This window comes from Ensifer adhaerens (genome assembly GCF_028993555.1).
In the GTDB taxonomy this organism is placed as follows: Bacteria; Pseudomonadota; Alphaproteobacteria; order Rhizobiales; family Rhizobiaceae; genus Ensifer; species Ensifer adhaerens_I.
This window is the reverse complement of sequence record NZ_CP118610.1, coordinates 2965001-2977787: the sequence shown is the minus strand read 5'-3', so window position 1 is coordinate 2977787 and position 12787 is coordinate 2965001. Positions and strand designations below refer to the sequence as shown.

9 protein-coding genes (1 of these 9 only partly in view) are annotated in these 12787 nt (G+C 62.6%); 6 read left to right on the top strand and 3 right to left on the bottom strand.

Annotated features, from left to right (window positions below):
* The first annotated feature begins 66 nt into the window (after positions 1–66).
* The 4 genes from ptsP (at position 67) to PWG15_RS14545 (ending at position 5361) form a co-directional block, all read left to right on the top strand.
* Positions 67–2334: a phosphoenolpyruvate--protein phosphotransferase gene (gene ptsP, locus PWG15_RS14560; RefSeq protein ID WP_275020929.1), complete on the top strand. Its 2268-nt coding sequence runs from the start codon at positions 67–69 to the stop codon at positions 2332–2334.
* A gap of 71 nt (positions 2335–2405) precedes the next feature.
* Positions 2406–3488, top strand: coding sequence for a peptide chain release factor 1 (gene prfA, locus PWG15_RS14555; RefSeq protein ID WP_275020928.1), 1083 nt, complete (start codon positions 2406–2408; stop codon positions 3486–3488).
* 4 nt (positions 3489–3492) lie between these two features.
* Positions 3493–4362 (top strand): peptide chain release factor N(5)-glutamine methyltransferase, encoded by an 870-nt coding sequence (prmC, locus tag PWG15_RS14550; protein WP_275020927.1) that lies wholly within the window; start codon positions 3493–3495, stop codon positions 4360–4362.
* A gap of 333 nt (positions 4363–4695) precedes the next feature.
* Positions 4696–5361 carry a DUF4167 domain-containing protein gene (locus PWG15_RS14545; RefSeq protein ID WP_275020926.1) on the top strand — a complete coding sequence of 222 codons (666 nt, stop codon included), beginning with the start codon at positions 4696–4698 and terminating at the stop codon, positions 5359–5361.
* Between the two features lie 95 nt (positions 5362–5456).
* Here PWG15_RS14545 and PWG15_RS14540 read toward each other — a convergent pair whose 3' ends face one another.
* Positions 5457–6041, bottom strand: a complete 585-nt coding sequence (locus PWG15_RS14540; protein WP_275020925.1) for a TetR/AcrR family transcriptional regulator — start codon at positions 6039–6041, stop codon at positions 5457–5459.
* 129 nt (positions 6042–6170) lie between these two features.
* On the opposite strand from PWG15_RS14540, the gene PWG15_RS14535 reads away from it, so the two are divergent.
* Together PWG15_RS14535 and clpB are read left to right on the top strand one after the other, a co-directional pair.
* Positions 6171–7193: an SDR family oxidoreductase gene (locus tag PWG15_RS14535; protein ID WP_275020924.1), complete on the top strand. Its 1023-nt coding sequence runs from the start codon at positions 6171–6173 to the stop codon at positions 7191–7193.
* A 270-nt stretch (positions 7194–7463) separates the two neighbouring features.
* Positions 7464–10070 carry an ATP-dependent chaperone ClpB gene (gene clpB / locus PWG15_RS14530; protein WP_275020923.1) on the top strand — a complete coding sequence of 869 codons (2607 nt, stop codon included), beginning with the start codon at positions 7464–7466 and terminating at the stop codon, positions 10068–10070.
* Between the two features lie 147 nt (positions 10071–10217).
* Here clpB and PWG15_RS14525 read toward each other — a convergent pair whose 3' ends face one another.
* Together PWG15_RS14525 and PWG15_RS14520 are read right to left on the bottom strand one after the other, a co-directional pair.
* Positions 10218–11588 (bottom strand): IS1182 family transposase, encoded by a 1371-nt coding sequence (locus PWG15_RS14525; protein ID WP_275020922.1) that lies wholly within the window; start codon positions 11586–11588, stop codon positions 10218–10220.
* 212 nt (positions 11589–11800) lie between these two features.
* On the bottom strand, positions 11801–12787 hold the 3' portion of the coding sequence (locus PWG15_RS14520; RefSeq protein WP_275020921.1) for a M23 family metallopeptidase. It continues 981 nt past the right edge of the window; the window shows 987 of its 1968 coding nt (coding positions 982–1968); its start codon lies off the right edge, out of view; the stop codon is at positions 11801–11803.

Below are 12787 nucleotides of genomic sequence, written 5' to 3'. Positions count from 1 at the left end.
ATTCGCGGCGGTTTTTGCCGCGTATCCCGTTACTGCCGTCACCTCTATTTCGGGAGACCCCACGCGATGAGAGACCTTTCCGCAGGTCCGCGCGTTCTCCTCAAGCGGTTGCGCGAGTTGATGGCGGAACCGCTGGAGCCGCAGGAGCGCCTTGACCGTATCGTGCGCCAGATCGCGCAGAACATGGTCGCGGAAGTGTGTTCGGTCTATGTGCTGCGTTCCGACGGCGTGCTCGAACTCTACGCGACGGAAGGTCTGAACAAGGCGGCCGTCCACCTGGCGCAGTTGAAGATGGGCCAGGGCCTCGTCGGCACCATCGCCGCCTCTGCGCGGCCACTCAACCTGTCCGACGCCCAGTCGCATCCGGCCTTTACCTACCTTCCGGAAACCGGCGAAGAGATTTACCACTCGTTCCTCGGCGTGCCGATCCTGCGCACGGGCCGCGCGCTTGGCGTTCTCGTCGTTCAGAACAAGGCGATGCGCAACTATCGCGAGGACGAAGTCGAGGCGCTTGAGACGACCGCCATGGTTCTCGCCGAGATGGTGGCGACCGGCGAGCTCAAGAAGATCACCAAGCCCGGTCTCGAGCTTGATCTCTCGCGCCCGGTCTCGATCGAAGGCAACAGCTACGGCGAAGGCATCGGTCTCGGTTATGTCGTCCTGCACGAACCGAGGATCGTTGTCACCAACCTCCTTAACGAGGATACCGACCAGGAATTGCAGCGGCTTGCCGAGGCGTTGGGGTCGCTGCGCATCTCGATCGACGACATGCTGTCGCGCCGCGAGGTGTCGATGGAGGGCGAGCACCGGGCGGTGCTCGAAACCTACCGCATGTTCGCCCACGACCGGGGTTGGGTGCGCAAGCTCGAAGAGGCGATCCGCAACGGTTTGACGGCGGAAGCCGCGGTCGAGCGGGTGCAGAGCGAAACCAAGGCGCGCATGATCCGTCTGACGGATCCCTATCTGCGCGAGCGCATGCACGATTTCGACGATCTGGCCAACCGTCTTCTGCGCCAGCTGTCCGGCTATGGCGCCAAGCTTTCGGCCAGCGACTTCCCGAACGATGCGGTGATCGTCGCGCGGGCCATGGGCGCTGCCGAACTGCTCGACTACCCGCGCGAAAACGTGCGCGGCCTGGTGCTCGAAGAGGGCGCCGTCACCAGCCACGTGGTGATCGTTGCCCGTGCCATGGGCATTCCTGTCATCGGGCAGGCGACCGGCGCGGTCGCGCTTGCCGAAAATCGCGACGCGATCATCATCGACGGCGATGACGCGAAGGTCCACCTGCGCCCGCTCGGCGACCTGCAGAGGGCCTACGAGGAAAAAGTTCGCTTCCGGGCACGGCGTCAGGCGCAGTTCCGTGCGCTGAAGGACGTCGAGCCACTGACCAGGGATGGCAAGCGCATCACGCTGCAGATGAATGCCGGCCTGTTGGTCGACCTGCCGCATCTGAACGAGGCGGGCGCGGAAGGCATCGGCCTGTTCCGCACCGAACTCCAGTTCATGATCGCCTCGACCATGCCGAAGGCGGAAGAGCAGGAAGCGTTCTACCGAAATGTACTGAAGCAGACGGGCGGCAAGCCCGTGACCTTCCGCACGCTCGACATCGGCGGCGACAAGGTGGTGCCCTATTTCCGCGCGGCGGAAGAGGAGAACCCGGCGCTCGGCTGGCGGGCGATCCGGCTTTCGCTCGACCGGCCGGGGCTGTTGCGCACCCAGCTTCGCGCGATGCTGCGCGCGGCGGCCGGTGCCGAGCTCAAGCTGATGCTGCCGATGGTCACCGAAGTTTCCGAACTCAGGATTGCACGCGACCTGCTGCAGAAGGAAATCGAGCGGCAATCGAAACTTGGCGAGCAATTGCCGCGCAAGCTGCAATTCGGCGCCATGCTTGAAGTGCCCGCTCTCTTGTGGCAGCTCGACGAGTTGATGATGGAAGTGGACTTCGTCTCGGTCGGCTCGAACGATCTCTTCCAGTTCGCGATGGCTGTCGATCGCGGCAATGCCCGCGTGTCTGATCGATTCGACGTGCTTGGAAGGCCGTTCCTCAGGATCCTGCGCGACATCGTGCGCGCCGGCGACCGACACGAAACCCCGGTGACGCTCTGCGGCGAGATGGCAAGCAAGCCGCTTTCGGCCATGGCGTTGCTGGGCTTGGGCTTCCGTTCGGTTTCGATGTCGCCGACGGCCGTCGGGCCAATCAAGGCGATGCTTCTGGCGCTCGACGCGGGCAAGCTTGGTTCCGCCCTCAACGCGGCCCTGGACGACACACGCGATCAGACGCCCGTTCGCCAGATGCTGGTGGATTTCGCCGCGGAAAACGGCATTCCGGTTTAGATTGAATTGGCGCGTCGCGACCCTCGTCCAGACCATGTTCCGGGCGAGGGAAGACGCATTTGGAGTGAGGCTTGGCAAAACTTCCCGTTGAAAAGATGCGCGAACTGGAACGTCGGTTCGGTGAGATCGAGGCCCGCATGTCGGCCGGCCCGGCCGCGGACGTCTATGTCAAACTCGCCTCGGAATATTCCGAACTGCAGCCGGTCGTGACGAAGATCCGCGCCTATGAAAAGGCGACGACCGAGCTTGCCGATATTACGGCGATGCTCTCGGACAAATCGACCGACCGGGAGATGCGCGATCTCGCCGAAATGGAAAAGCCCGAGGTCGAAGCATCGATCGAGGCATTGGAACAGGAAATCCAGATCCTGCTTCTGCCGAAGGATGCGGCCGACGAGAAGAGCGCGATCCTCGAAATTCGCGCCGGTACCGGCGGATCGGAAGCGGCACTCTTTGCCGGCGACCTTTTTCGCATGTACGAGCGCTATGCTTCGGCCAAGGGCTGGCGTGTCGAGGTGCTTTCGGCGAGCGACGGTGAAGCCGGTGGCTTCAAGGAAATCATCGCGACAGTTTCGGGGCGCGGTGTGTTTTCGCGGCTGAAGTTCGAATCCGGTGTTCACCGGGTCCAGCGCGTACCGGAGACGGAGGCCAGCGGCCGCATCCACACGTCAGCCGCCACGGTCGCCGTGCTGCCTGAGGCCGAAGACATCGATATCGAGATCCGGCCTGAAGATATCCGCATCGACACGATGCGCTCGTCGGGCGCCGGCGGCCAGCACGTCAACACGACGGACTCTGCTGTGCGCATCACCCACCTTCCGACGGGACTCGTCGTCACCAGTTCGGAAAAGTCACAGCACCAGAACCGCGCCAAGGCGATGCAGGTTCTGCGCTCGCGCCTATACGACATGGAGCGCCAGCGCGCCGACAGCGAACGATCGGCCGACCGCAAGAGCCAGGTGGGCTCGGGCGATCGCTCCGAACGCATCCGTACCTACAATTTCCCGCAGGGCCGCCTGACCGACCACCGCATCAATCTGACGCTCTACAAACTAGATCGAATGATGATGGGTGAGATCGACGAGGTCGTCGATGCGCTGCTCGCCGACTACCAGGCAAGCCAGCTGGCGCAGCTCGGCGAACAACGGGGCTAGGGAGATGGCCGAGACGCTCGCGAGCCTCGTTGCCGAAAGCCGCGATCGCCTGCAGGCGGGCGGCATCGAGCATGCAGCGCTCGATGCACGGCACTTGATCTCCGGCCTGCTCGACATCTCGCTGAGCGCGGTCGTATCGCGGGGTAGGGAGCCCCTGTCGGAGGCGGACGCCGCGCGGATCCGGGCGGCGGTCGCACGGCGACTGGCGCGCGAACCAGTCTATCGCATTCTTGGTGAACGCGAATTCTTTGGCCTGCCGCTGAAGCTTTCGAAGGAAACACTGGAGCCGCGCCCCGACACCGAAACGCTCGTCGATCGGATGATCCCCTATCTGCGTGAGGTGGTTGCGCGAAAAGGCAGCTGCGCGCTCATCGATCTTGGCACCGGCACTGGCGCGATTTGTATTGCGCTGCTGTCGCAGGTTCTTGAAGCCAGCGGCACGGCTACCGATATTTCCAAGGACGCACTGGCAACGGCGACGGCGAATGCAGCGGCGCTCGGTGTTGGGGATCGGTTCCGGCCGCTTCTCAGCAACTGGTACGAAAAGGTGGATGGCTGCTACGATGTGATCGTCTCAAATCCGCCGTATATTCGGTCCAGTGTCGTTGACGAGCTTGAGCCGGAGGTGAGACTTCACGACCCGGCGGCAGCGCTTGATGGCGGAAAAGATGGGCTTGATGCCTATCGCGCCATCGCTTCTCAGGCTGGTCATCATCTTGAGACAAACGGCGTGATAGGCTTGGAAATCGGTTTCGACCAGAAAGAGGCGGTGACGGCGTTGTTTAACGCCGAAAATTTCCGTCTGCGTGAAGAAGCGAAGGATCTCGGCGGTAATGACCGCGTCCTGATCTTCGAACGCGACATCAACCGTTGAAAAAATGCTGCACTGACGCATCTTCTTTCTTGCTCAGGCAAAGAAAGGGCTTGGAATCCCAGAGGAAGCGGGCTAGTTTGCCCGCGCACTGGGCAGAAGGTCATGGACCTAAGATTCGTTCCGGTATGACCTGGCCACGGGGATTGCTCTCAAGAAAGAGTTGCTAGGGTTCAACACGTGCCTTGTGCAGGTACCTGTTAATTTGACGTCAGTCGGCGCCGAAGCCGCCATTGTGCGAGCACAACGGTGTGTGTTCTGTCGGGCGTGAACGGATCCGGCCGGAAGACGAAACCACATGATCATCATTATCAAGAGAATTCGGGTGAATGTACTATGAGGCCAGGACAGCAAAACAAGCGCGGCCGCGGGCGGAATAACAACAATAACAATAACAACAATGGCAATAACAACAATCACAACCGCAAGGGCTCGAACCCGCTGACGCGGACCTACGACAGCTCCGGCCCGGATGTGAAGATTCGCGGTACTGCCCAGCACATCGCCGAGAAGTACTCAGCGCTCGCGCGCGATGCCCAGAGCTCCGGCGACCGGGTGATGGCGGAAAACTACCTGCAGCACGCCGAACACTACAACCGCATCATTGCTGCCGCACAGGCGCAGATGCAGGACCGGTTCCAGCGTGACGAGCGTCAGGATTTCCGCGGTCACGACGGGTCCGATCAGGATCAGGACGACCTGGATCAGGGCTACAGCGACGACATGCCGACCCCGGTTGCCGCGCCTGCGGCAGCGCCCGCTCCCGAGCCGCAGCCTGTCGTCATCGACGGCACTGGTCCGCAGCCGGTGATCGAAGGCACACCGGCGGAAGTCGCGATGGAAGAGGAAGCTCCGGCTGCCTCGGGCCGCGCCGCAACGCGCCGCCGCAACACGCCGCGTCCGCGCCGTCCGCGTCGCAGCGCCCAGGAAGGTGCCGCTGACGAAGCCCAGGCTTCGGGCGATGCCGCTCCGGAAGCGCCGGCGCTCGCTGCTTCCGAGTAAGCGGCAGTCCATCAGCGTTGCCCGTTCTCAGGGCACGACAAAAACCCGGCCTGTCACGGCCGGGTTTTTCTTTGTCTCGGTCGGGCGATGGGCGGTCAAACGTCGACGCTGTCGACGATCAGTGCCGCGAGATTGGCGCTGGCGGCCGCCTCATTTGTTCGACCGCGGATCAGTTCACGGCCGATCGCCTCGGCCGCTCCTGCAATACCGGTGCACCGCAGGCGCAAATCGTCCGCGGGGATTTTCGCGAAAGGTCCGAGTGCCGCCTGGATCGCAGCGACATAGTCGTCGGCCTGCTGCTGCTGCGTCGCTATCATGTCGGCGCTGCCGCGCAGCGCCCCGGAGATGGCCTGCCATTCCTCACCACTGTCGACGGCGCAGTCGATGTAAACCGAGCTGATGATGTCGGCGACCACATCGAGCGCTTTCGGTGCGTCCTCAAGTGCTGCCTGCAGCTTGGCTGCGTGGCGATCTTCGATCTCCTGGGAAAGCGCGATTAACAGCCGCTCGCGCGTACCGAAATGCTCGTAGGCGATCGGCTTGCTGACGCCGGCGCGCTCCGCGAGGTGGCCGAGCGTCAGCGCATCGGCCCCGCATTCGCGCAGGATCTCCTTGGCAGTCTCGATCAACTGCGCACGCCGTTCGGGCTTGGCCAGCTTTCGGCTTTTGGTCGGGGCCATCGATCGCAATCCTTTTCGCGTCGGCTCGCGGCTCTTGAAAGTGGCGTTCGGCAACTTATCTACTAATAGTAACTTACTAATGGTAGGTTCGGCAAACCGCCGGACACCTTTCGTTTAGGAGATAGGAAGATGTCGAGCAAGTTTCAGCCTGTTTTGATCATCGGCGGTTCCGGGGTCGTTGGATCGCAGGCAGCGAAAATCATCCGCCGGCTACACCCGACATTGCCGATCGCGATCGGTGGTCGTGATCTCGGCAAGGCTGAGGCCGTCGCAAGCGAGGTCGGAAACGCTATCGGCGTCAGTGTCGATCTGGCGCGGCCGGATCTTGGCCTTGGCGACGGGCCGCGCTTCAGTGCCGTCGTGATCTTCCTGAAGGACGAGAAGCTGAGTTCGATGCGCTACGCGCAGCGCCACGGCATTCCCTATATCAGCCTTTCCAGCGGCACATTCGAGGTGGGGCCGGAGATGGCGCAGTATATCCACGCGCCGGACAAGGCGCCGATCCTGCTCGCCAGCCATTGGCTCGCCGGCGCCGCCATCTTCCCGATCCTCGAATTCGCCAAAGCCTATGAGGCGATCGACACGATCCGTATCGGAGTTCTGCTTGACGAACAGGATATGGGCGGGCCGGCAGCACTTGCCGACTACAATCGCATCACCGGCCTTGCGCCTGCGGCGTTGACGGTCAGGGACGGCAAGCTCCACTGGGCCGGCGGCGAGGATTCGAAGGCGCGCTACGTCAGCATCGACGGTGTCGAACTCGACGCGGTCGCCTACTCACCCTTCGATGTCATGGCGCTTTCGGCCAGGACCAATGCCGGCGATATCCGGCTGGATCTCGCCTACAGCGAATCCGCGAGCCGGCGTCGCGGCGAGCCGTTTTCGACGGAGATCGTCATCGATATCGTGGGACGGGGAAGGGATGGCCGGCCTCTCGGCCACCGCCATGAGATCGTGCACCCCGAGGGTCAGGCGCCGCTAACTGCCCTTGGTATTGCGCTTGCGGTGGAGCGTATGCTCGGCCTAGAAGGCGGCGAAGCCTCGGCCCCCGGCCTCTATCTCCCGGAGGTTTTGATCGACCCGGCCTACTACGTGCGCCGCATGCAAGAGTTCGGTGCGTCATTCGCCGAACGGTCGCTGCTGGCGGCTTAGCGAACCAACAGGCTTCGCGCCTCCTCGAGTACAAATGCGGCCGCCTGGCAAACCGTCGGGCGGTCGCATATTTGGGTTGCAGATTTCCGTCCAGAGACCGGCGACGGCTCTTTAATTTCCAAAATCGGTGCCCCATATTCGCTTCGGATGCGTTGATCCGGCGCAAGGCGGGGATCGCTCCACACTGACAGGCTTGCCGAATGCGGGAGCCTGATCCTGAACCACCGACGGGCGCCACGAGATGGGCCTGCCGGGTTATGGAGGTAGAGTATGAACATTGAAAAATATTCCGAGCGCGTGCGCGGTTTCCTGCAGTCGGCACAGACCTATGCGCTGGCACAAGGACACCAGCAGTTCACGCCCGAGCATGTGCTGAAGGTGCTGCTCGACGATGATCAAGGCATGGCCGCTTCGCTGATCGAGCGGGCCGGAGGTGACGCCCGCGAGGCGCGCGCCGGCAACGATGCCGCACTTGCCAAGCTCCCCAAGGTTTCCGGCGGCAATGGTTCCGTTTACCTGTCGCAGCCGCTCGCCCGGGTCTTTTCGAGTGCGGAAGAGGCCGCGAAGAAGGCTGGCGACAGCTTCGTCACCGTCGAACGGTTGCTGCTTGCGCTCGCAATCGAGAGTTCCGCCGCCACCTCTGGCATACTGGCCAAGGCCGGCGTGACCCCGACCAAGCTCAACCAGGTGATCAACGACATCCGCAAGGGCCGCACTGCCGATAGCGCCAATGCCGAACAGGGCTTCGACAGCCTCAAGAAATATGCGCGCGACCTGACGGCCGATGCCCGCGAAGGCAAGCTCGACCCGGTGATCGGCCGCGACGACGAAATCCGCCGCACCATCCAGGTGCTGTCGCGCCGCACCAAGAACAACCCCTTGCTGATCGGTGAGCCCGGCGTCGGCAAGACGGCGATTGCCGAGGGCCTGGCGCTGCGCATCGTCAATGGCGACGTGCCGGAAAGCCTCAAGGACAAGCGGCTGATGGCGCTCGACATGGGTGCGCTGATTGCCGGTGCGAAGTTCCGCGGCGAGTTCGAGGAGCGGCTGAAAGCCGTTCTCAACGAGGTGCAGGCCGAAAACGGCGAGATCATCCTGTTCATCGACGAGATGCACACGCTGGTCGGTGCGGGCAAGGCGGAAGGGGCGATGGATGCCTCCAACCTGCTGAAGCCGGCGCTTGCCCGCGGCGAGCTGCATTGCGTCGGCGCCACCACGCTCGACGAATACCGCAAGCACGTCGAGAAGGATGCGGCACTTGCCCGCCGGTTCCAGCCTGTCATGGTCGAGGAGCCGACGGTCGAGGACACGATCTCGATCCTGCGTGGCCTGAAGGAAAAGTACGAGCAGCACCACAAGGTCCGGATTTCGGACTCGGCCCTGGTTGCCGCGGCGACCCTCTCCAATCGTTACATCACCGACCGGTTCCTGCCGGACAAGGCGATCGACCTGATGGACGAGGCGGCGTCGCGTCTGCGCATGCAGGTGGACTCCAAGCCGGAAGAGCTCGATGAGCTCGACCGGCGCATCATCCAGCTGAAGATCGAGCGCGAGGCCCTGAAGAAGGAAACCGACGCATCGTCGAAGGATCGGCTGGAGAAGCTCGAGCTCGACCTTGTTTCGCTCGAAGAGCAGGCATCGGCCCTGACTGCCCGCTGGCAGGCGGAAAAGCAGAAGCTCGGCCGTGCTGCCGATCTCAAGAAGCAGCTCGACGAAGCCCGCAACGAACTGGCGATCGTCCAGCGCAAGGGCGAGTTCCAGCGCGCTGGCGAACTGACCTACGGTGTCATTCCGAAGCTCGAAAAGGAATTGGCGGATGCCGAAAGCCAGGAGAACGCCAATGCCAATCCGATGGTGCAGGAGGTTGTGACCCCCGACAACATCGCGCACGTGGTTTCGCGCTGGACCGGTATCCCGGTTGACAAGATGCTGGAAGGCGAACGCGACAAGCTGCTCCGGATGGAAGACGAACTGGCGAAGTGGGTCGTCGGCCAGGGCGACGCCGTGCAGGCGGTCTCCCGTGCCGTCCGGCGCTCGCGCGCCGGGCTCCAGGATCCGAACCGGCCGATCGGCTCGTTCATATTCCTCGGCCCGACCGGCGTCGGCAAGACGGAGCTCACCAAGGCTCTTGCCCGCTTCCTGTTCGACGATGAGACGGCGCTGATGCGGATCGACATGTCGGAATACATGGAGAAGCACTCCGTGGCCCGGCTGATCGGCGCGCCTCCTGGCTATGTCGGTTACGAGGAAGGCGGCGCATTGACCGAGTCCGTCCGTCGCCGGCCCTACCAGGTCGTGCTGTTTGACGAGATCGAGAAGGCGCATCCGGATGTCTTCAACGTGCTTCTGCAGGTGCTTGATGATGGTCGCCTGACCGATGGTCAGGGGCGCACCGTCGACTTCCGCAACACGATGATCATCATGACCTCAAACCTTGGCGCGGAGTATCTGGTCGGGCTTGGTGAAAACGAAGACAGCGATGCGGTTCGCGACCAGGTGATGGAGGTGGTGAAGGCTGCCTTCCGGCCGGAATTCCTGAACCGCGTGGACGAGATCATCCTGTTCCACCGCCTGCGTCGCTCGGAGATGGGCGCGATCGTCGATATCCAGCTCGAAAGGCTGCGCAAGCTGCTTGCCGAGCGCAAGATCACGCTGGAACTTGAGGACGATGCTCGCGCATTCCTCGCCGACAAGGGTTACGATCCGGCCTATGGCGCCCGTCCGCTGAAGCGGGCGATCCAGAAGTACGTGCAGGACCCGCTCGCCGAGAAGATCCTGCAGGGCGAGTTCCCCGATGGTTCATCCGTCAAGGTGCTCTCGGGCTCCGACCGCCTCAACTTCAAGCGCGGAGCAACGGCGGACAAGGAAGCCGCCTGACAAGGCATAAGACCAAAGACAGAGGCCGCCCTTCGGGGCGGCCTCAGACCACTGACAAACCCGTCGATATTTTCGGCGGGTTTTGTTTTTGGTCAGGCATTTTTTGTTGTGGTTTGATTTGTCGGAGAGAAAGCAGGGTGCGTTGGCTTACGCCATGCTGCCCTTTGGCGCTTTGGTCATCGCCATGGCGATCTTTTTGATGTTCTGGGCAGCGGCTGCCAGCAGGCACTGGCATGCGACGCGGATTTGACTTCGGAAGCGGGCATAGCGATGGCCGTGAAGCTGCTTGGCGTCGGCAAAGGAGCGTTCGACCGTCTCCTTTCGGCGTTTGTAGATCGCCTTGCCCCAGGCGGTCAGGCGATTGGCATCGGTGCGCTCGCGAGCCTCGGCCCAGACGTGGCGGGTGATGGTGCGGGTGGCGGCGGCGTTCGATGTGCATGAGGCCAGCAGCGGGCAATCGCGGCAGATCGTCGGGTCGGAGCGGTAGTGGCGATAGCCGTTGCGGTCGGTGGTGGCATAGGCGAGCACCTGGCCTTGCGGGCAGCGATAGCCGTCGTCCTGGCCGTCGTAGACAAACTTCGATTTGCGCATCATGCCGTCTTTGGGCGGGGTCGGATTGCGATAGCCGGTGACGCCGAGGATGGCGCGCTGCTCCAGTCCCTGGGCAATGCCGGACGTGGCATAGCCGGCATCAAGCCCCACCGCCTTGACGTCGAAGGCGAAGCGCTGGCGTTGCCGGTCCAGCCGATCGAGATAGACGATGCTGTCATGCACGTTGGCCGGCGTCACATGGGTATCGGTGATGATCGCGTGCCGGCCGTCCACCGTGCGATGGTCGAGATAGAAGAAGCCCTTTGGCTTGCCGTCGCGCACCATGTAGCCGCTGTCGGGATCGGTGCGCGACACCTTGGTTTCCTTGACCTCAGGCGCGCGCGCCTTGGTCTTCAGCGGTTTCTGCTCATGCAAGGCGCGCTCGGCCTGGATCGCCCGGTCGAGATCGGCCCAGTAATCGGCGCGCGACTTCTCAATCATCTGCAGGTCGTATCTGCCCTTGTTGGCATTGGCCTTCAGATGGGTCGAGTCGGTGTAGAGCACCGTGCCATCGACCAGCCCGTGGCCGATCGCCTGCTCGACGATCGCATCGAAGATGTCTTGGGCAACCGAGGTGTCGTTGTACCGGCGACGACGGTTCTGGCTGAGCGTCGAGGCATCGAAGACCGGGTCGGCCAGCTTCAGCCGCAAGAACCAGCGATAGGCGACATTGACCTCGATCTCGCGCACCAACTGCCGCTCCGAGCGCACCCCAAACAGGTAGCCGAGAAACAGCGCCTTGAACATCAACGTCGGATCGAGCGGCGGCCGGCCGTTGTCGGCGCAGTAAAGCCCAGCAACCCGAGCGTGGATGAAGGAAAAGTCGATCACCGCATCGATCTTGCGCAGCAGGTGATCCTTCGGGACCAACTGTTCCAGCGTCACCATCTCAAGCGCGGTCTGTTCGAGGCCGGGTTTCTTCAACATAACCCAATGAATCAAAAACCTCCGGCTTGCGCCAGAGGTTTGTCAGCAGTCTGAGGCCGCCCTTCGGGGCGGCCTTTTTGCTTGTGCAGACTTTTGAAGAGGGGAGGGGAGCAGATCATTTCATTGTTTGGACGAAACGTTGAATTGATCGAACTCGTTGCACCTGCGCAATTCCGGACGGAAAACCGTTTTACACTTTTCCGGGACTTGCTCTAGTTGCTTGCGACTTCGGCGCCGGAGCCATCCTTGCTCAGCAACTCGTCGATGCGGTCGCGTTCCTTCTCGAACTTCGCCAGTGCGTCGCCGGAAAGCGACTTGCCGCCTGGAAGGCGAATGCGCAGAGGATCGACTTTGTTGCCGTTGACGATCAACTCGTAGTGCAGGTGCGGACCGGTCGAAAGGCCCGTCGTGCCAACCCAGCCGATCACCTGGCCCTGGACGACCTTGTTGCCGACCTTGACGTTCTTGGCGATGGCGCTCTGGTGGTTGTACGACGACACGTAGCCATTGGCGTGGCGGATCAGCGTCTGGTTGCCATAACCGCCAGAATCCCAGCTGGCCTTCTCCACGACACCGCTGCCGGCGGCAATGATCGGTGTTCCGCGTGGAGCGGCCCAGTCGACGCCGGTATGCATGCGCGAGAAGCCGAGGATCGGATGGCGGCGCATGCCGAAGCCGGAGCGGAAATGGCCGTTCGGCACGGGGTTGCGCAGCAGGAACTGGCGGATGCTCTTGCCTTCGGTGTCGAAGTAGTCGATCGAATTGTCTTCCGGATCCTGGAACCGGTAGAAGGCCGTGACCGCATCGCCGAATTTGGCTCGGACATAGAGAAGCTCGGAGTCTTCCGTCGCCATGCCGCGCTCGTCGGTCACGGAGAAGAAGGCTTCGAGCGAGTCCGTCGGCTTCAGCTGTGCCTGGAAATCGACGTTGCTGGCGAGCAGCTTGACGACGAGGCCGACCATGTCGGAGCTCATGCCATAGGAAAGAGCGGCACGGTAGATGCCGTCATAGACGCGCGGCAGATCGTGGCTGCTGGTCATGACCGGCGCGCCGTTGTCGTCAAACGCGGTGGCGACCGCGTCGAGCTTCGGCGGTTCCGCACCCGGAACGAAGCGGCCCTTGTCGTCGACGGCCATGGTCAGCACATGGCGATTACGCGAGTAGATGGTGGCGCGCACGATGCGGGCCTCGTCGCCCTT